The sequence below is a fragment of the Saccharothrix longispora genome (assembly GCF_031455225.1).
Lineage (GTDB): Bacteria > Actinomycetota > Actinomycetes > Mycobacteriales > Pseudonocardiaceae > Actinosynnema > Actinosynnema longispora.
In genome coordinates this window covers 6,324,380-6,346,473 of record NZ_JAVDSG010000001.1, presented here as the reverse complement: position 1 = coordinate 6,346,473, position 22,094 = coordinate 6,324,380, and the positions used below count along the sequence as shown (strand labels likewise).

At 73.8% G+C, this 22,094-nt stretch carries 23 protein-coding genes; 17 read left to right on the top strand and 6 right to left on the bottom strand.

Going from position 1 to position 22,094, the window contains the following annotated elements; genetic code table 11:
- The first annotated feature begins 17 nt into the window (after positions 1 to 17).
- Positions 18 to 566 carry a YbaK/EbsC family protein gene (locus J2S66_RS26965; RefSeq protein WP_310310079.1) on the top strand — a complete coding sequence of 183 codons (549 nt, stop codon included), beginning with the start codon at positions 18 to 20 and terminating at the stop codon, positions 564 to 566.
- Between the two features lie 6 nt (positions 567 to 572).
- Here J2S66_RS26965 and J2S66_RS26960 read toward each other — a convergent pair whose 3' ends face one another.
- From J2S66_RS26960 to J2S66_RS26940, 5 genes are all read right to left on the bottom strand, one after another.
- Positions 573 to 1,670 carry an LOG family protein gene (locus J2S66_RS26960; protein WP_310310078.1) on the bottom strand — a complete coding sequence of 366 codons (1,098 nt, stop codon included), beginning with the start codon at positions 1,668 to 1,670 and terminating at the stop codon, positions 573 to 575.
- A 100-nt stretch (positions 1,671 to 1,770) separates the two neighbouring features.
- A complete protein-coding gene (purU, locus tag J2S66_RS26955; protein WP_310310077.1) occupies positions 1,771 to 2,649 on the bottom strand; it encodes a formyltetrahydrofolate deformylase in 879 nt (292 codons plus the stop codon).
- 12 nt (positions 2,650 to 2,661) lie between these two features.
- Positions 2,662 to 3,396 (bottom strand): maleylpyruvate isomerase N-terminal domain-containing protein, encoded by a 735-nt coding sequence (locus J2S66_RS26950; protein WP_310310076.1) that lies wholly within the window; start codon positions 3,394 to 3,396, stop codon positions 2,662 to 2,664.
- A gap of 10 nt (positions 3,397 to 3,406) precedes the next feature.
- Complete coding sequence (locus tag J2S66_RS26945; protein WP_310310075.1) at positions 3,407 to 4,210, bottom strand: class I SAM-dependent methyltransferase; 804 nt, start codon at positions 4,208 to 4,210, stop codon at positions 3,407 to 3,409.
- On the bottom strand, positions 4,189 to 4,683 hold the full coding sequence (locus J2S66_RS26940; RefSeq protein ID WP_310310074.1) for a DUF2505 domain-containing protein: 495 nt from the start codon (positions 4,681 to 4,683) through the stop codon (positions 4,189 to 4,191). Before J2S66_RS26940 ends, J2S66_RS26945 begins: the two co-directional genes overlap by 22 nt.
- On the opposite strand from J2S66_RS26940, the gene J2S66_RS26935 reads away from it, so the two are divergent.
- Both J2S66_RS26935 and J2S66_RS26930 read left to right on the top strand, forming a co-directional pair.
- Positions 4,670 to 5,797 carry a UDP-N-acetylmuramate dehydrogenase gene (locus tag J2S66_RS26935; RefSeq protein ID WP_310310073.1) on the top strand — a complete coding sequence of 376 codons (1,128 nt, stop codon included), beginning with the start codon at positions 4,670 to 4,672 and terminating at the stop codon, positions 5,795 to 5,797. The genes J2S66_RS26940 and J2S66_RS26935 overlap by 14 nt on opposite strands.
- A 97-nt stretch (positions 5,798 to 5,894) precedes the next feature.
- Positions 5,895 to 6,890 (top strand): chymotrypsin family serine protease, encoded by a 996-nt coding sequence (locus tag J2S66_RS26930; RefSeq protein ID WP_310310072.1) that lies wholly within the window; start codon positions 5,895 to 5,897, stop codon positions 6,888 to 6,890.
- Here the strand turns inward: J2S66_RS26930 and J2S66_RS26925 are convergent.
- Complete coding sequence (locus tag J2S66_RS26925; RefSeq protein WP_310310071.1) at positions 6,844 to 7,575, bottom strand: SDR family NAD(P)-dependent oxidoreductase; 732 nt, start codon at positions 7,573 to 7,575, stop codon at positions 6,844 to 6,846. The genes J2S66_RS26930 and J2S66_RS26925 overlap by 47 nt on opposite strands.
- An 80-nt stretch (positions 7,576 to 7,655) precedes the next feature.
- Here J2S66_RS26925 and J2S66_RS26920 point away from each other — a divergent pair, with 80 nt between their 5' ends.
- The 14 genes from J2S66_RS26920 to J2S66_RS26855 all read left to right on the top strand — a co-directional run bounded on the left by J2S66_RS26920 (position 7,656) and on the right by J2S66_RS26855 (position 22,087).
- Entirely contained in the window at positions 7,656 to 8,801 is a 1,146-nt protein-coding gene (locus J2S66_RS26920) for a L,D-transpeptidase (protein WP_310310070.1), read from the top strand.
- A 171-nt stretch (positions 8,802 to 8,972) separates the two neighbouring features.
- The gene (locus tag J2S66_RS26915; RefSeq protein WP_310310069.1) at positions 8,973 to 9,770 is read left to right on the top strand and encodes an alpha/beta fold hydrolase; all 798 of its coding nucleotides are present in this window, start codon (positions 8,973 to 8,975) and stop codon (positions 9,768 to 9,770) included.
- Positions 9,767 to 11,020 carry a D-inositol-3-phosphate glycosyltransferase gene (gene mshA / locus J2S66_RS26910; protein WP_310310068.1) on the top strand — a complete coding sequence of 418 codons (1,254 nt, stop codon included), beginning with the start codon at positions 9,767 to 9,769 and terminating at the stop codon, positions 11,018 to 11,020. The genes J2S66_RS26915 and mshA overlap by 4 nt, the downstream gene beginning before the upstream one ends.
- Positions 11,017 to 11,511 (top strand): type III secretion system chaperone family protein, encoded by a 495-nt coding sequence (locus J2S66_RS26905; protein ID WP_310310067.1) that lies wholly within the window; start codon positions 11,017 to 11,019, stop codon positions 11,509 to 11,511. The genes mshA and J2S66_RS26905 overlap by 4 nt, the downstream gene beginning before the upstream one ends.
- Positions 11,512 to 11,580: 69 nt before the next feature.
- Entirely contained in the window at positions 11,581 to 12,516 is a 936-nt protein-coding gene (locus J2S66_RS26900; protein WP_310310066.1) for a DUF4349 domain-containing protein, read from the top strand.
- Between the two features lie 406 nt (positions 12,517 to 12,922).
- Positions 12,923 to 14,488 carry a 4-coumarate--CoA ligase family protein gene (locus J2S66_RS26895; RefSeq protein WP_310310065.1) on the top strand — a complete coding sequence of 522 codons (1,566 nt, stop codon included), beginning with the start codon at positions 12,923 to 12,925 and terminating at the stop codon, positions 14,486 to 14,488.
- A gap of 186 nt (positions 14,489 to 14,674) precedes the next feature.
- A complete protein-coding gene (locus J2S66_RS26890) occupies positions 14,675 to 14,932 on the top strand; it encodes a hypothetical protein (RefSeq protein ID WP_310310064.1) in 258 nt (85 codons plus the stop codon).
- Positions 14,933 to 15,067: 135 nt separating this feature from the next.
- Complete coding sequence (locus J2S66_RS26885) at positions 15,068 to 15,814, top strand: phosphoglyceromutase (RefSeq protein ID WP_306743796.1); 747 nt, start codon at positions 15,068 to 15,070, stop codon at positions 15,812 to 15,814.
- Between the two features lie 311 nt (positions 15,815 to 16,125).
- Positions 16,126 to 17,340, top strand: coding sequence for a sensor histidine kinase (locus J2S66_RS26880; RefSeq protein ID WP_310310063.1), 1,215 nt, complete (start codon positions 16,126 to 16,128; stop codon positions 17,338 to 17,340).
- Positions 17,337 to 18,017 (top strand): response regulator, encoded by a 681-nt coding sequence (locus J2S66_RS26875; RefSeq protein ID WP_310310062.1) that lies wholly within the window; start codon positions 17,337 to 17,339, stop codon positions 18,015 to 18,017. Before J2S66_RS26880 ends, J2S66_RS26875 begins: the two co-directional genes overlap by 4 nt.
- 27 nt (positions 18,018 to 18,044) lie before the next feature.
- A complete protein-coding gene (locus tag J2S66_RS26870) occupies positions 18,045 to 19,055 on the top strand; it encodes a Ppx/GppA family phosphatase (protein ID WP_310310061.1) in 1,011 nt (336 codons plus the stop codon).
- Positions 19,055 to 20,347: an Rv0497 family membrane protein gene (locus J2S66_RS26865; protein WP_310310060.1), complete on the top strand. Its 1,293-nt coding sequence runs from the start codon at positions 19,055 to 19,057 to the stop codon at positions 20,345 to 20,347. The genes J2S66_RS26870 and J2S66_RS26865 overlap by 1 nt, the downstream gene beginning before the upstream one ends.
- On the top strand, positions 20,344 to 21,129 hold the full coding sequence (locus J2S66_RS26860; RefSeq protein WP_310310059.1) for a sugar phosphate isomerase/epimerase family protein: 786 nt from the start codon (positions 20,344 to 20,346) through the stop codon (positions 21,127 to 21,129). Before J2S66_RS26865 ends, J2S66_RS26860 begins: the two co-directional genes overlap by 4 nt.
- A gap of 37 nt (positions 21,130 to 21,166) precedes the next feature.
- On the top strand, positions 21,167 to 22,087 hold the full coding sequence (locus J2S66_RS26855) for a proline dehydrogenase family protein (RefSeq protein WP_310310058.1): 921 nt from the start codon (positions 21,167 to 21,169) through the stop codon (positions 22,085 to 22,087).
- The last annotated feature ends 7 nt before the right edge of the window (positions 22,088 to 22,094 follow it).

Here is a 22,094-nt window from a genome sequence, read left to right as displayed (position 1 = left end):
AAGCGGCGTTTGGCAGGATGGTCGGCGTGTGGACCATCGCCGGAACCCTGACGCCCGTGCCCGCCATCGACCGGCTCGACCTGGTCGCCGACCCGGTGGCGGCGGCCCTGCGGTCGATGACCGACGCGGACCGGCTCGCGGTGACCGCCATCGACGCGTCGCTGGCCGACACCGCCGAGTTCTGCGCGCACTACGGCGTGCCGCTGTCGGCGTCGGCGAACTGCGTGGTCGTGGCGGGCAAGCGCGGTGACGCGGTCCGGTACGCGGCGTGCGTGGTGCTCGCGACGACGCGGGCGGACGTGAACGGCGTGGTGCGCAAGCGGCTGGACGCGCGCAAGGCGTCGTTCGCGCCGATGGACGAGGCGGTGTCGCTGTCGGGCATGGAGTACGGCGGCATCACGCCCGTCGGCCTGCCCGCGGACTGGCCGGTGCTGCTGTCGCCCGAGGTCGCCGCCGCGCCGGAGCTGATCATCGGCGGCGGTGTGCGGGGCAGCAAGCTGCTCGTGCCGGGTGACGTGCTGGCGAAGCTGCCGGGCGCCGAGGTCGTCGAGGGCCTGGCCCGCTAGGGCCGCTCAGCCCGCGTACTCCCGCAGGAAGCCGACCGCCTCGTCCGGGTCGTCCGTGACGAGGATCCACCGCTCCGCCTCACGGCCGCGCGCCAGCCGCCGCACGAGCGGCGCGGCGGGCACCTCGTCCACCCAGAAGTCCTTGCCCAGGAACACCATCGGCGCGGCCGGGCCGACCGAGCCGTAGTGGTTCTGGCAGTAGTCCTGGAAGACCTCCTGCACGGTGCCCGCGCTGCCCGGCGTGTAGACGATGCCGCCGGTGGCGATGGTGAGCAGGCCGTCCTCGCGCACCGAGTTGGCGAAGTACTTGGCGTGCAGCTCGCACGCCGGGTTCGGCGGCTCGTGCCCGTAGAACCAGGTGGGGATGCCCAGGGTGCGGGGGCGGCCCGATCCCGCCGGGCCCGATCCCGCCGGGCTCGAACCGGGCAGGTCCGCGGGGAACGCGGCGAGCCAGCGGCCGATGGACTCCGCGTCCGCGCCGAACACCGGCGCCCGCGCGAGGTCCTTCAGCACGCCGTCGTCCACGCCGACCCGCACGCCCAGCGGCACGGCCTCCATCACGCCCGGCCCACCGCCGGTCAGCACGGTGAACCCGGCCTCGCCGAGGTTCGCGCCCAGCGCCACCGCCCGCCGGTAGCCGTCCGTGCCGCGCGCCACGGCGTGACCGCCCATCACCGCCACCGGGTGCTCGGGCAGCGCGTCGGCCAGCGCCTCGGTGATCGCGTGGTCGTGCAGCCGCTCGGCCAGCGCGTGCAGCGGATCGGGGTTGTGGCCCTGCGCCCGGCTGTGCCGGTAGGTGCGGGCGTCCGGCGTGTCCGCGTAGGACGCGGGGTCGTCGGGGTCGAAACCCGCGAACAGCTCGTCCGGCGTGTAGAGCCGCGACCGGTACACGTCGTAGGGCAGGTCCGGGATGGCGGGGAACACCAGGGCCCCGGCCGCCGCCGCGCGTCGCTGGCCGACCGGCGACAGGGCGCAGCCGAGGAACAGCGCGCCGTCCACCGGGACCCGCAGGTCGACGTCGGTGAGGTCCAGGCCGACCAGCACGGCGTTCCGCAGGTCGTCCGCCGCGCGGACCTGGTCGAGATGGGTGAACTCGGTGCGCACGGCGGCAGCCTACGTCCCGCCCCGGTCCGGTCCGGTCGGGTCGGGTCCGCCAGGGTCGGAAGACGCCGGGTCGGAAGACGCCGGGTCGGAAGGTGCCGGGTCAGAAGATGACCGTGCGGTTGCCGTGCACGAGCACGCGGTCCTCCAGGTGCCACCGCAGGCCCCGCGCCAGGACGACCTTCTCGATGTCCCGGCCCTTGCGGACCATGTCCGGCACCGAGTCGTCGTGGTCCACCCGGATCACGTCCTGCTCGACGATCGGCCCCTGGTCCAGCTCGGCCGTCACGTAGTGGCACGTCGCGCCGACGAGCTTCACGCCGCGCAGGTGCGCCTGGTGGTACGGCCGCGCGCCGATGAACGACGGCAGGAAGCTGTGGTGGATGTTCAGCGCCCGCCCGGCCCAGTCCGCGCACAGCTCGGTCGGCAGGATCTGCATGAACCGCGCCAGCACCACGGCGTGCGGGTCGTGCGCGTCCACCAGTTGCCGCAGCTGCGCGAACGCCGCCTGCCTGCCCTCCGGGTCGTTCGCCGGGAACGGCACGTGGTGGAACGGGATGCCGTGCGCGCGGGTGATCCCGGCCAGGTCGGCGTGGTTGCCGATGACCGCGGACACCTCGACGTCCAGCTCGTGCGACGCGACCCGGCCGAGCAGGTCGTACAGGCAGTGCCCCTCCTTGGAGACGAGGATCACCACCCGCCGCCGCTCGCCGGTGTCGCCGACCCGCCACGACCCGGGTCGCGCGCCCAGGTCCTCGGCGACCCCCGCGAACCGCGACCGCAGCTCGTCCACCTCGAACGGCAGCGAGTCGGCGCGCACCTCCTGGCGGGTGAAGAACCAGTTGGTGGCCGGGTCCGTGTGGTACGCCGCCTCGACGATCCACCCGCCGTGCTCGGCGAGGAACGAGGAGATCCTCGCCACGATGCCGGTGCGGTCGGGGCAGCCGAAGGTGATCACGTAGCGGCGTTCGGGAAGAGGCACGCCGGGAAGTATCTACGGTCTGGGCAGCGAATCCAGCAGCGACCTGTCACCCGATGCGATGGCGCCGCTCGGCCGGCCCCACACGGCCCGGTACAGCGCATTGGCCGTGCCGGCCAGGGTGGCGTCCTCGTCCGTGCCGGAGTCGGTGACCGGGCCGACGACCGGCGGCTCGCCCGGCGTGAGCCGCACCTCCCAGGCGCGCCCGGCGTCGGCGGCGTGGAACAGCAGGCGCCCGGCCCGCTCCACCGGCTTGCGCCCGGACACGTACGGCGAGACCACGCCCAGCAGCTCGTCCACGCCGTCGGCGGCGAACTCCACGTCGAACAGCAGGGACGGCACGCCGTCGCCGTGCAGCGCGTGCTCGGCGTCCAGGCGGTGGATCGCGGTCTCGTGCGCCTGCCGGCGGGACCAGAAGCCGAACGTGGCCGGTCCCGCGAACGTCCACGCGGGTGTGTTCGACGTGGTGCCGGCCAGGGTGTCGGCCATCTCGGTGGCCGCCGCGGTCCACCAGTCGAGCAGCTCGCGCCACTCGGTGGGGCGCTCGGGGAAGTCCGGCCTCGGGCCGTCCGGCGGGGTCGTCAACGCCTTGAGCGTCCACGCGTGCGTGCGGCCCAGGTGGTCGACCAGGTCCCGGACCGTCCACCCCGGGCAGGTCGGCACGGGGGCGTCCGGCCCGGCGGCCTCGGCCGCGGCGCGCAGCGCGGTGTACTCGATCCTCAGGTGCTTCACGAAGTCCGCGTGGTCCACACCGCACACCCTAGGGACTGACGACCTCCCAGGGCACCGTCAACTCGCCCAGCCGCCGGCGCCGCCGGTCGCCCAGCACCGGCCACCCGCGGTCCGCGAACAGCCGCACCGCCTCGACCCAGCGGGCGCGCGGCCCGTACGGCGCGAACGGCGCGGCCGCGGCCCAGCACGCGTCCAGCTCGGTCAGCAGCGCGTGCACCCGCTCGCCGGGCACGTTGTGGTGGATCAACGCCTTCGGCAGCCGTTCGGCCAGGTCGGACGGCGCCTCCAGGTCGGCGGGCAGGCAGGACAGGGTGAACGTGCGCGGCCCGCCCGCGTCCAGCGCCACCCAGCAGCAGCGCCGGCCGATCTCGTCGCACGTGCCCTCGACCAGCAGCCCGCCCGGCGCGAGCCTGCCGACCATCGTGGTCCACGCCTCCGCCGCCTGCTCCTCGGTGTACTGGCGCAGCACGTTGAACGCGCGCAGCAGCACCGGCCGGGCGCCGGCCAGCTCGAACCCGCCGCGCCGGAAGTCCAGCCCCGGCGGGTCGGCGACCTCCTTGCCCGCGGCGACCCGATCGGCGTCCAGCTCCAGCCCGAGCACGCGCACGCGCGGGTTCACCGCGCGCAGCCGCGCGGCCAGTTCGACCGTGGTGACCGGGGACGAGCCGTACCCGAGGTCCACCACCAGCGGTTCCCCCTCGGCGAGGAGGTCGCGGTGGGCGTGCGCCACCCACCGGTCGACCCGGCGCAGGCGGTTCGGGTTGGTCGTCCCCCTGGTGGGCAGGCCGAGCGCGCGGGCCCGGCCCGCGGCTAGGCGTGGCGCGCGAGCCATTCGGTGGTGAACCCGCTCTCCTTGTCCAGCAGCACGGCGACCTGCTCGGCGATCAGCGCCTCGACCTTGCCGCCCACGAACGGGATGCCGACCTTCGCCTGGCCGGTGAGGGTCAGATCACTCCCCGAGGCGGTGTCGGTGAGCGTGATCGTGCCCTCCAGGCGGCCGGGCACGCCGCCCAGCACGCCCTCGATGGTCCCGGTGAGGCCGGCGGCGGTCCACGTCTCGGTGCGCGTGATCACCAGGTCGCCGCCCAGCACGCCGCGGGCGAACGACGGCAGGTGCTCGGCCGCCACACCCTGCTTGAGCTGGTAGGTCGTGCTCTGCCCGGTCTTCCTGAAGGCGACCAGCTCGGCGTCCCGCCCGCCCAGGACGGCCAGCCGGTCACGCAGGTAGCCCTCGTCCACGAGCGCGGCGTACACCTCCGCCGCGGTGCGCGGTGACGTCGTTCGGTGCTCGATGCGGCGTGCCATGTCGCGGAGGCTACCGTTGACGCCCGTGACCACCCCGCTGTCCAGTGCTCAGGTGCGCGCCAGGGTGCCGCTCGCCGAGTGCACCACGCTACGGCTCGGTGGCCCGGCCGCGCGGTTCACGCGCGCCACCACAGCCGCCGAACTCGTCGAGACCGTCCGCGCCCTGGACGCCGCCGGTGATCCCGTGCTGCTCCTGGGGGGCGGGTCGAACCTGGTGGTCGCCGACGCCGGGTTCGCGGGCACCGCCGTCCAGGTCGGCACGTCCGGCCGCCGCCTCGACCCGCTCGGCGACGGCCTCGTGCAGCTCACCGTCGAGGCGGGCGAGGACTGGGACTCGGTCGTCGCCGAGGCCGTCGCGCAGGGCCTGGGCGGTCTGGAGTGCCTGTCCGGCATCCCCGGCCTGGTCGGCGCGACGCCCGTGCAGAACGTCGGCGCGTACGGCGTGGAGATCTCCCAGGTGCTGACCTCGATCGACCTGCTCGACCGCCGCACCGGCCGGGTGCAGCAGATGCCCGCCGACGGCCTCGGCCTCGCCTACCGCACGTCCGTCCTCAAGGGGACCGATCGCGCCGTCGTGCTGCGCGCGCGCTTCGCCCTCACCGCCGGCGGCCAGTCCGCCCCGATCCGCTACGCCGAGCTGGCCCGCGTCCTGGGCGTCGCGCAGGGCGACCGGGTGCCCGTCGACGCGGCCCGCGAGGCGGTCCTCGACCTGCGGCGCGGCAAGGGCATGGTGCTCGACCCGGCCGACCACGACACGTGGAGCGCGGGCTCGTTCTTCACCAACCCGCTGCTGGACGACTCCACGCTGGCCGGTGTGCTGATCCGGATCGCCGAGCGCCTCGGCCCGCACGTCGACGTGCCGACCTACCCGGCGGGTCCCGGCTTCGCCAAGCTGTCGGCCGCGTGGCTGATCGAGCGCGCCGGGTTCACGCGCGGCCACGCCGGGCACCGCGTGGCGCTGTCGTCGAAGCACACGCTGGCGCTGACCAACCGCGGCGGCGCGTCCACCGAGGACCTGCTCGACCTCGCCCGCGAGGTGCGCGACGGCGTGCGCACCGCGTTCGGCGTGGAACTCCACCCCGAGCCGGTGATGGTGGGCTGCGGGTTGGGCTGAACCCCTCGTCGGGATCGACGGCCGAACGGGTGACTCCGTGTGACGAATCCTCACTCCGCGCGTTTCATGGAGGTAGAGGCACCTGTTGGAGGTCGTCATGGCCTACCGGGACGACGAGCGCGCGGCCGTCAGGCCGATCAAGAGACTGGTCGAGGACGACTTCCTGAGCCGGCCGGGCGTGGTGGGCGTCGACCTCGGGGAGAAGGTCGTCGGCGGCCGGGCGACGGGTGAGCAGGCGATCGTCGTGTACGTGCGGCGGAAGGGGCCCGCCGCCCAGTTCACCATCCCGCCGGACGTGCTGGGCGTGCCCACCGACGTGGTGCAGGACGTGTTCTCGCCGCACCACACCGTCGCCTCGTCCGAGGGCGTGAACGGCGCGGAGCGGCACGGGACGCTGGTGGGCGGCATCGGGATCGGGCCGAGCCGGGCGATCCGGTTCGTGCCACCGGACGTGGCCGTGGTGGACGACTACGTCGTCGCGGGCACGCTGGGCGCGCTGGTCGTGCCGCGCCGGCGGCGGGGGCTGATGGCGCTGACCGCGTTCCACGTGGCCTGCGTGGACGACGCGTGGGCGGTGGGCGACCCGATGGTGCACCCGTCCCGGGTGGACGGCGGGCACCCCCTGCGCGACCGGGTGGGTGCGCTGGCGCGGGCCGCGCTGTCCAGCCGGGTGGACGCCGCCGCGATCATGCTGACCAGGCCGCGGGTGCGGCCGGAGGTCGTGGGGCTGGGGCCGGTGCTGGGCCCCGGCACGGCGGTGGTCGGGCAGCGGGTGCGCAAGCGCGGGCGCACGACGGCCGTCACGGTGGGCGTGGTCGCCTCCACGGACGCGGCGATCTCGCTGGACTTCGGCGCCGGCCTCGGCGTGCGGACGCTGCGCGACCAGATCCGGATCGAGACGCCCCGGTTCGCCGACCACGGCGACTCCGGGGCCGTGCTGCTGGACGACGCCAACCTGGCCGTGGGCCTCTACTGCGGCGGGAGCCCGGACCGGGGGTTCGCCAACCCCGTCGGCCCGGTGCTCGACCAGCTCGACGTGGACCTGCTCATCCCCGGTGCACGCGGGACGCCGACGCCTGGGCGCGGGGCTTGAGCTCGATCCGGTCCAGGTTGACGTGCGACGGCCTGGTCACCGCGAACGCGATGACGTCGGCCACGTCGTCGGCGGTCAGCGGCACCACGCCCTGGTAGACGGCGGCGGCGCGGGTGGTGTCGCCGTCGAAGCGGTTCACCGAGAAGTCCGTCTCGACCATGCCGGGCAGGACCTCGGTGACGCGCACGGGCTGCCCCAGCAGCTCGCCGCGCAGGGTGCGGTGCAGCGCCGACTGGGCGTGCTTGGCCGACGTGTAGCCGGAGCCGTTGTCGTACGCCTCGAACGCGGCGACCGACGTCACGGTGACGATGTGGCCGTCGCCGGAGTCGATCAGCTTCGGCAGCAGGCCCTTGGTCAGGCGCAGCGTGCCGAGGACGTTCGTCTCCCACATCCAGCGCCAGTGGTCCTCGTCGGCGTCGGCGACGCTCGCCATGCCGCGCGCGCCGCCCGCGTTGTTGACCAGCACCTTCGCCTTCGGCACGGCGTCCAGGAACGCCGCGACGGAAGAAGCGGACGTGACGTCGAGTTCGATCGCCGTCCCGTCCACCTCCGCCGCGATACCCTTGAGGAGGTCCAGCCGCCGGGCGCCCAGCACGACGTGGAAGCCCTCGGCGGCGAGTGCGCGGGCGGTGGCCTCACCGATTCCCGCGCTGGCTCCGGTCACGACTGCGATAGGACGGTTCACGACACCGATCCTAGGTGTGTGGCGCAGGTCACCTGCACCGAAAGGTCGTGCCGGACGTCCTTCCACCAGGAGGTCGCATCGTGCGCAGGAGATTGACCGCACTGCTGGCCGGCGTGGCGCTGCTCGCCGGCTGCTCGGCGAACGTGGAGCAGGGCACCGCGAAACCGGTGGGCGGCGACAACCCGCCCGTCGCGACGTTCACCACCGCGCCCGCGGACGGTGCGGTCGACGCGCCGGTGAACACCCCGGTGCGGGTCACCGTGACCGAGGGCGCCATCGACGAGGTCACGCTGACCAACCCCGAGGGCAAGGCCGTCGCGGGCGCCGTCGCGGACGACCGGAAGTCCTGGACGACCACCGAGGCGCTCGGGTACGGCAAGAGCTACACCTACGCGGGGCGGGCCACCGGCACCGACGGCAGGCCCGTCGAGCTGAAGGGCACGTTCACCACGGTCACCCCGACCAGCGAGGTGCGCGCCACGCTGTTCCCCGGGGACAACGACGTGATGGGCGTCGCCGTGCCGATCAAGGTCGAGTTCGACGTGGACGTCGCCGACCGGGCCACCGTCGAGAAGGCGCTCACCGTGACCAACTCGGCCGGCGTGCGGGGCGGCTGGGCGTGGCTCAACCCCCGCGAGGTGCACTACCGGCCGGAGAACTACTGGCCCGCGAACACGAAGATCAAGGTCGAGGCGAAGCTCTACGGCGTCCCCTACGGCGGCGGCGCGTACGGTCGCGCGGACGTGACCAGCGACTTCACCATCGGCCGCAACCAGGTCGTGAAGATCGACAACCCGACGCACCAGCTCGTCGTGCAGCGGGACGGGCAGACTGTGGCGAGCTACCCGGCGTCGTTCGGCAAGCCCGACGACCCCGAGCTGACCACGCCCAACGGCACGTTCGTGGTGATGCAGAAGTTCGAGCAGTTCAGCTTCGACAACCCGCGCTACGGCTACACCAACGTGCTGAAGAAGTGGGCCGTCCGGTTCTCCAACCACGGCGAGTTCATCCACGAGAACAACGACAACGCGGCGAACATCGGCTCGAACAACACCTCGCACGGGTGCGCGAACCTGCTGGAGGCCGACGCCAAGGCGTACTACGACAGCGCGCTGGTGGGCGACCCGGTCGAGGTCACCGGCTCGATCACGACGCTGCCCGCGCAGTTCGACTGGTACGACTGGCAGATCCCGTGGTCGCAGTGGCAGACCATGTCGGCGCTCTGAGATCCGCGCTCTGAGATCCGCGCTCTGAGATCCGCGCTCTGAGATCGGCGCTGTGAGATCGGCGCTGTGACGCGGTGGTCCGCGTGGAGGGCCCCGCTCCGGCGGGGCCCTCTCGTGTGAGCTCGCTTTCCCCGGGGAAGCTCCCGGCCGGCGGGGTTGTTGGCACAGGTCGTGGCGACAACTCTCCTCGGCGCCGAGGGCGTGCGGCTCTCGGTCCGCGAATCCGGACCGGAGGCCGCCCCGGCGGTGGTGCTGGTCCACGGCTGGGCGCAGTCCGGGGAGGTGTGGCCGGCCTACCCGGCGCTGCGGACGTACGCCGTCGACCTGCGCGGGCACGGCTCGTCCGACGTCCCCGACGGCGGCTATCGCGACCCTGCGGTGTGGGCCGCGGACCTGGCGGCGGTGCTCGACCACGTAGGCCGGCCCGCGGTGCTGGTCGGGTGGTCCTACGGCGGCCTGGTGATCACCGACTACCTGGCTCGGCGCGGTGCGGACCGGGTGGCCGGGGTGGTCCTCGTCGGCGCGATCACCGACCTGGGCCGGGACCGGCCGGGCGGCGCGACCGGGCCCGTGATGCGCCGGGCCCTGCCGGACGCGCTGTCGGACGACCCCGACGTGGCCGTGCCCGCGCTGGCGCGGTTCTGCCGGGACCAGGCCCCCGGCCTGCCGGGCGAGGTGGTGCAGCGCCTGCTCGGCACGGCGCTGCGCGTCCCGCCGCGGGTGCGCCGCGAGCTGTTCCGGCGTGACGTGGACGGCTCCGCCGTGTGGAAGGGCCTCGACAGGCCGACACTGGTGGTGCACGGCACCGCCGACGAGGTGGTCGACCCCGCCGCCGGGGAGCACGCGGCGGCCCTGATCCCCGGAGCCGACTTGCGCCGCTACGAACGCACCGGCCACGCGCCGTTCCTGGAGCGGCCCGAGCGCTTCGCCGCGGACCTGGCGGGCTTCGCCGCGGAGGTGGCCCGGTGAAGCGGGTGGCCGTGCTCTCCGTGCACACGTCGCCGCTGGAGCAGCCCGGCACGGGCGACGCGGGCGGCATGAACGTCTACATCGTGCAGACCGCCACCCGCATGGCCCGGCGCGGCATCGAGGTGGAGATCTTCACCCGGGCCACGTCGTCCGACCTGCCGCCGGTCGCCGAGCTGGCGCCCGGCGTCAAGGTGCGGCACGTCGTCGCCGGGCCGTTCGAGGGCCTGGGCAAGGAGGAGCTGCCCGGTCAGCTGTGCGCGTTCACCGCGGGCGTGCTGCGGGCCGAGGCGCGGCACGAACCCGGCCACTACGACGTCGTGCACTCGCACTACTGGCTGTCCGGGCAGGTGGGCTGGCTCGCCCGGGAGCGCTGGGCGGTGCCGCTGGTGCACACCGCGCACACCCTGGCCAAGGTGAAGAACCTGGCGCTGGCCGAGGACGACTCCCCGGAGCCGCGGATGCGCGTGATCGGCGAGGAGCAGGTCGCCGCCGAGGCCGACCGGCTGGTCGCCAACACCGACGTGGAGGCGGCCGAGCTGGTCAAGCTGTACGACGCCGACCCCGGCAAGGTGCTGGTCGTGCCGCCCGGTGTGGACCTGGAGCGGTTCACGCCCGGCGACCCGGCCGCCGCCCGCGCCGCGCTCGGTCTGCCGCGGGACGCCGTGGTGCTCGCGTTCGTCGGCCGCATCCAGCCGCTGAAGGCGCCGGACGTGCTGGTGCGCGCCGCCGCCGAGATGGTGGCGCTCGACCCGGCGCTGCGGTCGCGGCTGGTGGTGCTGGTGGTCGGGGGGCCGTCCGGTTCGGGCATGAGGACGCCCGAGGAGCTGGTGCGCCTCGCCGCCGAGCTGGGCGTGTCCGACGTGGTGCGGTTCCTGCCGCCGCAGGCCGGGGCGTCGCTGGCGCTGGTGTACCGGGCGGCCGACGTGGTGGCCGTGCCCAGCCACAACGAGTCGTTCGGCCTGGTCGCCCTGGAGGCGCAGGCGTGCGGCACGCCCGTCGTGGCGGCGGCCGTCGGCGGGCTGCCGGTGGCGGTGCGCGACGGCGTGTCCGGCGTGCTGGTCGACGGGCACGACCCGGGCCGGTGGGCGCGCGCGCTGTCCGGCGTGGCCCTGCACCCCGGTCGCCGGGAGGAGCTGGCGGGCCACGCGGTCGGCCACGCCCGCCGGTTCTCCTGGGACCGGACGACTGATTCACTCCTGGCCGGGTACGCAGAGGCCCGGGACGTGTTCCGCGAGGAGGTCTTCGCTTGAGCCCCACGACGAGCCTGGACGAGGTCATCACGTCCGCGCTGGACGACCGCGAGTTGCGCTACGAGCACAAGGAGCCGGGGAGGTTCTTCGTCACCCTGCCGGGCGCGAAGAAGCTCCAGACCAACTGCTGGCTCGTGGTGGGCAGGCACGCGCTCGTCGTGGAGGCGTTCGTGTGCCGCAAGCCGGACGAGGCGCACGAGGCGGTCTACCGGTTCCTGCTGCGGCGCAACGCGAAGCTCTACGGCGTGCACTACACGATCGACACGACCGGCGACATCTACCTGGTCGGCCGGATCTCCCACCACGCCGTGACGGCGGACGAGCTGGACCGCGTGCTGGGGCAGGTGGTGGAGGCCGCGGACGGCGACTTCAACACGCTGCTGGAGATCGGGTTCGCGGGCGCCATCCAGCGGGAGTGGGACTGGCGGGTGTCGCGCGGCGAGTCGCTGGCCAACCTCCAGGCGTTCCGGCACCTGGTGTCCGAATCGTGATCGCCCGGGCGCAACTGGGCTGAGCCCCCGCACCGTCCACCCGGTGAGCTTTCACACCGGGAGGGGCAGATGGGCAGACGGGTGGGATGGGCGCTGACCGCGCTGGCGGCGCTGGCGCTGGCGGGGTGCAGCGCGGGCGGCGGCTCGACGAGCGCGGCGGACTCGGCCGGGGTGCCGGAGCAGGCGGCCGTGGCGCCCGAGGGGGGTCTGCTCAACGGCAAGGCGGGCACCCAGCAGGAGAAGCCACAGCAGGGGAAGCCACAGCAGGAGAAGTCTCAGCAGGGGCAGTCGCAGCCGGACCAGCCGCAGCAGGGGCAGCCCGCCGTCGACGACCGACAGCTCGTGCGCACCGCCGCCGTCGACCTGCGGGCGGAGGACGTCGAGGGCGCGCTGACCCGCGTGAAGGACGTGGTGCTCGGCGCGGGCGGGTTCACGTCGCAGGAGAACGCCCAGCTCAAGCGCGCCTCGGTGACGCTGGAGGTGCCCGGCGACCAGCTCGACGCGGTGCTGGGGTCGATCACCGCGCTCGACGGCGTCGAGGTGACCCGCCGCGAGGTGCGCACCGAGGACGTCACCGAGCAGGTCGTGGACATCGAGGCGCGGCTGGCCAACCAGCGGGCGAGCGTCGAGCGGGTGCGCGCCCTGCTCGACCGGGCCACGTCGACCTCGGAGATCACCGGCATCGAGGCCGAGCTGACCAAGCGGCAGTCGGAGCTGGAGTCGCTCCAGCGCCGGTACGACGCGCTGAAGGGCCAGGTCGCGCTGTCCACGCTGACCGTGTCCATCACGTCGCGGGACGCGCCCGTCGCGGCGCCGGAGGACCCCGGCTTCCTCGACGCGCTCGGCGGCGGCTGGCGGGCGCTGGTGACCGCCGTGGGCTGGCTGCTGGTGGTGCTGGGCGCGGTGCTGCCGTTCGCGGTGGTGCTCGGCGTGCCCGCTTTCGGCTACCTGTGGTGGCGCCGGCGCCGGAAGGGCGTGGTCACCCTTCAGGGGGATGCCGGCTAGGCGTTCCCTGAAGGAAATTCTACTGAGAGTGGCATGGCCGCGCGGGGAGCGCGGGGCGGCTTGGGAGAGAGGGGGAGTCGCGAGTCAAGCCGCCCCGCGTCAGTCCCCGCTGCGGTGGAACCGGGCGGGGGGGAGCCCGGGATTCCAAGCGGGCCGCGGTTCGACGGGGGGATTGCGAACCGCGGTGGTTGCCGCACGAGTCGTCGGAGTGCGTGGGAGCCGACCCGTGGAGCCCTGCCAACTTGGCAGATTCGCGGCGATCCCCACAAGAGGCTCCGTTACTCCGTTCGAGTGTTCTTAGCGCGATTAAGTAACACTGGCTCCTTCACAGCGCGTGTCTTGACCCCCGGTGTGGCTTGACTCACGATGGCGGGATCACGGCCCCCTGGATGAATGAGGCAGCCGCATGGTCTTCCGCAGTCCGTTCCCCGACGTCGAGGTCCCGGACGTCTCGCTGCACGAGCTGTTGCTCGCCGACCTCGGCGAGCGCGCCGACCGGGTCGCGCTGGTCGACGGCACGTCCGGGGCATCGCTGACCTACGCGCAGCTCGCCGGCGCGGTCGACCGCCTCGCCGCGGCCCTCGCCGAGCGCGGCATCGGCAAGGGGGACGTGGTCGGCATCCTCAGCCCGAACACCCCGTACTACGCGGTCGTCTTCCACGGCGTGCTGCGGGCCGGCGCGACCGCCACCACGATCAACGCCCTCTACACCGCGGACGAGGTCGCCCACCAGCTGTCCGACGCGGGCGCGAGGATGCTGTTCACCGTCTCGGCCCTGTTGCCGAACGCCGCGCCCGGCGCGACGAAGGCGGGCGTCTCCGACGTCGTCGTCCTCGACGCCGCCGAGGGCTACCCGAGCCTGACGTCCCTGCTGGGCACGACCGCGCCGACGCCCGTCGTGTCGATCGACCCGGCCGAGGACGTCGCCGTGCTGCCGTACTCGTCGGGCACCACGGGCCGGGCCAAGGGCGTGATGCTGACGCACCGCAACCTGGTCGCCAACATCGTCCAGTGCCAGCCGATGCTGGAGGTCGGCGAGACCACCAAGGTCCTGGCCGTGCTGCCGTTCTTCCACATCTACGGCATGCAGGTGCTGATGAACAACGGCCTGTACGTGGGCGCGACCGTCGTGACGCTGCCGAAGTTCGACCTGCCGGAGTTCCTGCGCGTCATCCAGGACCACCGCACCAACCGCGTCTACATCGCCCCGCCGGTCGCCGTGGCGCTGGCGAAGCACCCGCTGGTGGACCAGTACGACCTGTCCGGCATCGACACGATCTTCTCCGGCGCCGCGCCGCTGGACGTCGACCTCGCCGCCGCGGTCGCCAAGCGCCTGGACTGCCGGGTCTCGCAGGGCTACGGCATGACCGAGATGAGCCCGGTCAGCCACGCCATCCCGGACAGCCGCGACGACATCTCCGTCGGCACGGTGGGCGTCATCGCGCCGAACATGGAGTGCCGGTTCATCGACCCGGCCACCGGCGAGGACGTCGGCGTGGGCGAGCGCGGCGAGCTGTGGTGCCGCGGCCCGAACGTCATGAAGGGCTACCTGAACAACCCCGAGGCCACCGCCGCCACCCTCGACGCCGACGGCTGGCTGCACACCGGCGACGTCGCCGTCATCGACGAGAACGGCCTGGTCAGCATCGTCGACCGGGTCAAGGAGCTGATCAAGTACAAGGGCTACCAGGTGCCGCCGGCCGAACTGGAGGCGCTGCTGCTCACCCACGAGTCCATCGCCGACGCCGCCGTGGTGGGCGTGCGCGACGCGGAGGGCGAGGAGGTGCCCAAGGCGTTCGTCGTCCTCCAGCCGGGGGCGTCGCTCGACGCGGAGGGCGTGATGTCCTTCGTGGCGGCCCAGGTCTCGCCGCACAAGAAGGTGCGGGTCGTGGAGTTCATCGAGGCGATCCCCAAGTCGGCGGCGGGCAAGATCCTGCGCAAGGACCTGCGGGCGCGCGAGGCGGCGTCCTAGGACGTCCGCCCGAAGGCCCCGGCTCCCGCGATCCGCCCGCGGAGCCGGGGCCTTCGGCGTGTGGACGTCCCCCGGTAGTGGATGGTTGCCGCTCGATGGTGTGACTGTGGGGGTTTTGGTGGTGCCTGGACGGGCGGTTGCCACAACCATGTCCGGTGCAAAACCGCCCACATCATGGAGATACGCATGCGCATGCTCGGAAAGCTCGCCGTCGCCGTCGGCGCGACCGCGGCCGTCCTGCTGGCGGCTCCCGCGGCCAACGCCTCGGACAGCGACCGCACGGACCTGACCCACTCGGTCGAGGCCCTCGGCAGGACCTCGGAGGCGCAGCCGAAGCTCGGCCTGCCCCTCCTCGGCAGCGTGCCGATCGTGAGCCAGGTGGCCGGAGGTCTGCTCGGCGGTCTGCTGGGCGGCGGCGGCGTGCCCGTCGGCGCCGGCGGCTGACGCCGTGAGCGGTGCGGCGGATCAGTCGGGCCGCCGCACCGCGCCCCCGGCTCCGGCCCGTCGGGTGCTGCACCGATCAAGGTCACACCCACCGCCGTCGTGAGCAGGCGCGCGTCATCTGGCAGGCTGACGGCCATGTCTGTCGGAACCCTGGTGCTGCTCCGCCACGGCGAGAGCGTCTGGAACGCGGAGAACCTGTTCACCGGCTGGGTGGACGTCCCCCTGTCGGAGAAGGGCGTGACCGAGGCGAAGCGCGGCGGAGTGCTGCTGCGCGAGGCCGGTGTGCTGCCCGAGGTGGTGCACACGTCCCTCCTGCGCCGCGCGATCGGCACGGCGAACCTCGCCCTCGACGCCGCCGACCGGCACTGGATCCCCGTGAAGCGCGACTGGCGGCTCAACGAGCGCCACTACGGCGCCCTCCAGGGCAAGAACAAGAAGCAGACGCTGGAGGAGTTCGGCGAGGAGCAGTTCATGCTCTGGCGCCGCTCGTACGACACCCCGCCGCCGCCCATCGAGCCCGGCTCCGAGTTCAGCCAGGACGCGGACCCGCGCTACGCGGGCCTCGGGCCCGACCTGCCGCTCACCGAGTGCCTGCTGGACGTCGTCAAGCGGATGATCCCCTACTGGGAGTCCGACATCGTCCCGGACCTGCGCGCCGGCCGGACCGTCCTGGTCGCCGCGCACGGCAACTCGCTGCGCGCCCTGGTCAAGCACCTCGACGGCGTCTCGGACGAGGCCATCGCGGGCCTGAACATCCCGACCGGCATCCCGCTGCGCTACGACCTCGACGACGAGCTGAAGCCGGTCACCCCGGGCGGCACCTACCTCGACCCGGACGCGGCGGCGGACGCGATCAAGGCCGTGGCCAACCAGGGTCGCTAGCCCTTCGTCGCACACCCGGTCCGGCCACGAGGCGGCGGTACGCGCGGGGACACCCCGGCGCGCACCGCCGCCTCGTCCGTCCGGTCCCCGTCCCCGGTCCCGGTCCCCGGCCCGTCCCCCGCCCGTCACCCGGAGGTGACCCCGGCGTCGGCCGGCGTGCGCCTGTCCGAACAGGACCGGCTCGAATGGACACGATTGGGTGAACTGCGGCCGGCCTGCGGGAAAACATCGCAGCCGGTGGGTGTCGCAGGCATCACGAACCACGCGCGCGCACTAGGCCGTACCCACCCTGACCTGCTTACGATGCGCTCGTGACCGCAACGGGTTACCTCGTCCTGCTGATCGGCGCTCTGCTGATCGGCGGTGCGGCGTTCGTCGCCGGCCGGGCCACCGCCCGGCAGCGGGCGAGCCGCCCCAAGGGCCTCACCGTCGCCGACCTGATGGCCATGGTCGTCCGCACGTCCCACGACGGCATCGTCGTCCTCAACGGCTTCGGGGACGTCGTGCTGCACAACGCCCGGGCCGAGGAGCTGGGCGTGGTGCGGAACAACCGGGTGGACGACCGGGCCAGACGCGCCGCCGCCATGAGCCGCGAGAACGGCGGGGTGGTCGGCGTGGACCTGTCGTCCCTGGAGGTCATCAAGGGCCGCCAGCCGACCGCCGTGCACGCCGAGGCCAGGGTGCTGACCGAGCAGTTCGTCGTGGTCGTCGCCTCCGACGAGTCGGAGGCCGTGCGCCTGGAGGCGACCCGCAGGGACTTCGTGGCGAACGTCAGCCACGAGCTGAAGACCCCGGTGGGCGCATTGGCGCTGCTGGCCGAGGCGGTGCTCGACGCCGCCGACGACCAGGAGCACGTCCGCCGGTTCAGCGCCAAGATGATGCAGGAGGCCACCCGCCTGGGGACCCTGGTCACCGAGCTGATCGCGCTGTCGCGCCTCCAGGGCGCGGAGAGGCTGCCGGAGCTCGGCCGGGTCGAGGTCGACGTGGTGATCGACGAGGCGATGAGCCGCTCCAAGATGTCCGCCGAGTCCGCGGACATCGAGGTCACCACCGACGAGCCCAGCGGTCTGGAGGTCGAGGGCGACCGGACGCTGCTGGTGACCGCGCTGAGCAACCTGCTGGAGAACGCGGTGGCCTACTCGCCGCCCGGCAGCCCGGTGTCGGTGAGCCGCAGGCTCGTCGACGGGTTCGTCGAGATCGCCGTGACGGATCGCGGCATCGGCATCGCCGAGGACCAGCAGACGCGGGTGTTCGAGCGCTTCTACCGGGTCGACAAGGCCCGTTCGCGGGCCACCGGCGGCACCGGGCTGGGCCTCGCGATCGTCAAGCACGTCGCCAACAACCACGGCGGCGAGGTGAAGCTGTGGAGCCTGCCCGGCACCGGTTCCACGTTCACCCTGCGCGTCCCGGCCCACCCGGACCGGGACGCGCCAACGAAGGACCTGGCCGCGGGGGACCTCGACGGCCGGGCGCTGGCCACCCCCGTCCCCAGCGGCGCGGGCGGCAACGACGGAGGAGAGCTGTGACCAGGGTGCTCATCGTGGAGGACGAGGAGTCCTTCGCCGATCCGCTCGCCTTCCTGCTGCGCAAGGAGGGCTTCACCGCGGCGCTCGCGGCCACCGGCCAGGAGGCGCTGGAGGAGTTCGACCGCAACGGGGCCGACATCGTGCTGCTGGACCTCATGCTGCCCGGCATGAGCGGCACCGACGTGTGCAAGCAGTTGCGCGCGCGCAGCACCGTGCCGGTGATCATGGTCACGGCGCGGGACAGCGAGATCGACAAGGTCGTCGGCCTGGAGCTGGGCGCGGACGACTACGTCACCAAGCCGTACTCGGCGCGCGAGCTGATCGCCCGCATCCGCGCGGTGCTGCGCCGCGGCGGCGAGTCCGAGGAGCTGCTTCCGCAGGTCCTGGAGGCGGGACCGGTGCGGATGGACGTCGAGCGGCACGTGGTGACCGTCGACGGCGCCGAGGTCGGCCTGCCGCTCAAGGAGTTCGACCTCCTGGAGTACCTGCTGCGCAACGTGGGTCGGGTGTTGACCCGCGGCCAACTCATCGACCGGGTCTGGGGCGCGGACTACGTCGGCGACACCAAAACCCTGGACGTGCACGTCAAACGGCTGCGGTCGAAGATCGAGCCCGACCCCGGCGCGCCCCGTCACCTCGTCACCGTGCGCGGACTGGGATACAAGTTCGAGTCCTGACCACCCCGACCGGGTACGGTGCACCGCGTGCGCCTCGGGGTGCTTGATGTCGGGTCCAACACCGTCCACCTCTTGGTGGTGGACGCTCATCGGGGTGCCCACCCGCAGCCGATGAGTTCGGAGAAGTCCGTGCTGCGCCTCGCGGAGCAGCTGGACGGCTCCGGCACGCTCACGCGCGAGGGCGCCGACCAACTGGTGCGCGCGGTGGCCGCCGCCAAGGCCACCGCGACCGGTTTCGGCTGCGAGGACCTGATGGCGTTCGCCACCTCCGCGGTGCGCGAGGCCGGGAACTCGGCCGAGGTGCTGGAGCGCGTGCGCACCGAGACCGGCGTGGACCTCCGGGTCCTCTCGGGCGAGGACGAGGCGCGCTACACGTTCCTCGCGGTGCGCCGCTGGTACGGGTGGTCCGCGGGCCGGCTGCTGTGCCTGGACATCGGCGGCGGCTCGCTGGAGCTCGCGGTCGGCGTCGACGAGGCGCCCGAGGAGGCGTGCTCGGTGCCGCTGGGCGCTGGCAGGCTGACCCGGACGCGGTTCCGCGGCGACCCGCCGTCGCGCGCCGAGGTGCGCGAGACCGCCGAGTGGCTGGCCGAGCAGCTGGCCCCGGTGGCGAAGAGGCTGAAGCGGGTCGGACCACCCGATCGGGTGGTTGCGACGTCAAAGACCTTCCGGACGCTGGCGCGGTTGACCGGCGCCGCGCCATCATCTGCCGGTCCGCGCGCACGGCGGGTGCTGACCGACGCCGGGTTGCGGCAGTTGCTCGCGTTCATCTCCCGGATGTCCGCGACCGACCTGGCCGAGCTGGAGGGCGTGAGCCCGAGCAGGGCGCACCAGCTCGTGGCGGGGGCGCTGGTGGCGGAGGCCACGATGCGAGCCCTGTCACTCACCGAGCTGGAGATCTGCCCCTGGGCGCTGCGCGAAGGGGTCATCCTGCGTCGGCTGGACCACATTAACGGCCTGGACCAGGACACCCCGGAGGACCGCCCGCGCCGGACGGGCGACACTGGACGGACTGGCCGCCACGGGGCACGGTGGAGTTGATGAGTCGAGAGAGCGAGTCGGAGCAGACCCAGCGCACGGTCGCGGAGCTGCTCGCCCAGTACGGCGGGGGTTCCGGTGACGCGCAGCCGCGTCGTCGCCGCCGCCGTGCCGAGGACCCGACCGACACCGCCCCCCAGGCGATCATCGACCGGGTCAACTCGGACAGCGGCCGACTGCTGCCGATCAGGGACGAGCCCACGTCGCCGGCCGCCGCCGCGCCCCCGGCCGCCGCCGCGCCACCACCACCGCTGCCGCAGCGGCAGCGCGCGGCGGAGCCCGAGCCGGAGCGCACGGCCTACCAGCCGCCGGTCGTGCCGCGCGCCGAGCCGCCCGCACCCCGGTTGGACCCGCCGCGCCCGGATCTCGTGCGCCCGGATCTCGCGCGCCCGGATCGCGCGCGCCTGGAGCCGCCCGCGCCGAAGAAGGCCGAGCCCGGCCGGCGGCGGGCGCCCGAGGTGGACCCGGCCGAGGAGACGCGCGTCGTCCCGCCGATCGTCGACGACTACGCGGGCGAGCCGTCCCGGCCACTGCCGCTGCCCGTGCCACCGCCGGTCCCGCCGCCCGCGCGGCCCGCGCCGATGGCCAAGCCGCCCCTGGCCACACCGCCGGTCGTCAAGCCGCCGGCGCCCGTCCCGGGACCTCCCGCGCCGCCGCGCGAGCCGGTGACCGAGGTGATGCCGCGCATCACGGACAAGCTCACGCCGAACGTGCCGCTGGAGTCGCTGCCGACGGAGTCGGTGCTGATCGTGCCGCCCGCGCCGCCCAGGCTGCCGGAACCGCTGCCCGACCAGAGCGCCGAGGACTGGTTCGGCGACGACGAGGACGACCCCCGCGGCCCGCGCGGACCCCGCGGCCCGCGCGAGCAGGAGAGCACGGCGTTCCACCCGTACGTCGACCTCGACGAGGAGGACGGCGACGACTACCCGCCGCCCCCGGCCCGCGGTCGCCGGTTCGAGGACGACGAGGAACCCGCCGGGCTCGCGGACGTCGACGTCGACGAGGACGACGACCTCCCCGAGGGCGACCGGTCGGCCGGCAAGGAGTGGCTGCTCATGATCGGGCAGCTCGCGGTCGGCGTGGTCGGCGGCGCCGCCCTGTGGCTGGGATTCAACTACCTGTGGCGGACCCTCGCGCCCGCCGCGCTGGTCGTGGCGCTGGCTGTCACCATCGGTCTCGTGATGATGGTGCGCAAGATCCGCCGCGCGGACGACCTCCAGACCACCGTGCTCGCCGTGCTGGTCGGCCTGATCGTGACGGTCTCACCGGCGGCGATGCTGCTGGTGAAGTCTTGATCCCGGTCGGGCTGTCCACGGCGGCGGTGTGGCCGCAGCCGGCGGGTGCCGCCTTCGAGGCCGCCGCCGAGCTGGGCTACGACGGCGTCGAGGTCATGGTGTGGGCCGACCCGGTCAGCCAGGACGTCGGCGCGCTCCGGCGGCTGTCCGAGCGCACGGGCGTGCCCGTGCTGGCCGTGCACGCGCCGTGCCTGCTCATCAGCCAGCGCGTGTGGTCGCCCGACCCGGTGGAGCGCCTGCGGCGCAGCGTGCGCGCCGCCGCCGACCTGGGCGCGCGGACCGTCGTGCTGCACCCGCCGTTCCTGTGGCAGCGGCGCTACGCCGAGGGCTTCGCCGACCTGGTGGCGGAGGAGGAGGACGCCTCGGGCGTCGCCATCGCCGTGGAGAACATGTTCCCGGTCCGCCGCGCCCTCGGTCGCGGCCGCTCGGTGCAGGTCACGGCGTTCCGCCCGTCGATCGACCCCACCGACGTGGGCCACCGCAACTACACCCTGGACCTGTCGCACGCCTCCGCCGCGCACGTGGACGCCATGGAGCTGGCCAAGCGCATGGGCGACAACCTGACCCACGTGCACCTGGCGGACGGCTCGGGGCTGCCCAAGGACGAGCACCTGGTGCCCGGCCGCGGCACGCAGCCGTGCGTCGAGCTGCTCGGGCGCCTGCGCCGCACCGGCTTCACCGGGCAGGTCGTGCTGGAGGTCAACACCCGGCGCGCGAAGACCCCGGCCGAGCGCGTCGAGATGCTCGCCGAGTCACTGCTGTTCGCCCGGCTCCACCTGTGAGACCGCGGCGCCGGGTGCTGCGGCTAGGGTCTTGATCGTGAACCCGTTGCGCACGTCGATCCTGGCCGCCGCGGACGGCGACGCGGTCCGCCGCGTGGTCGCGACCGCGCCGGTGAGCCGGGACCTGGTGCGCCGCTTCGTGGCGGGCGAGACCACCTCCGACGCGCTCGACGCGACCGGTGAGCTGGTCGACCGGGGCCTGCGGGTCGCCCTCGTCCACCTGGGCGAACCCGCCGCCGACCGCGACGCCGCCGAGCGGGCCGTGCTGCTCCACCTCGACCTGCTCGACCAGCTGCACGACGTGGGCCTGGCCGGGGACGTCGAGGTCGACCTGACGCCGTCCGCCGTCGGGCAGGCCCTGGACGGGGCCCTGGCCCTGGACAACGCCTCCCGCGTGTGCGCCGCCGCCGAGCGGGCCGGCACCTCGGTCACCCTCGACGTGGAGGACCACACCGCCACCGCCCCGGTGCTGGGCCTGCTCGCCGAGCTGCGCCGCACCTGGCCGTCGACGGGCGTGGCGCTCCAGGCGTCCCTGCGGCGCACCCACGACGACTGCCGCGCGCTCGCCGACACCCGCGTCCGGCTCCGCAAGGGCACCCGCGCCGCGCCGGCGTCGGTGGCGTTCACCGACCCGCACGAGGTCGACCTGAACTACGTGCGCTGCGCCAACGCCCTGCTCGCGGGCGCCGGTCACCCGGTGTTCGCGACCCACGACCCGCGGCTGGTGGAGATCGTCGGCGAGCGGTCCAGGTGGTACGGCCGGGCGCGCGAGGACTTCGAGCACCAGATGCCGTACGGCGTCCGCCCCGCGGAGCAGGCCCGCCTCGCGGCCGAGGGGCACGTCGTGCGCGTCCACGTGCCCTTCGGCCGGCAGTGGCACGGCCACCTGGCGCGGCGGCTGGCCGAGCGCCCGGCCGGTGCCGCGTCCTTCCTGCGCCCGCTGCTCGGCCGTTCGTGAGGAGCCC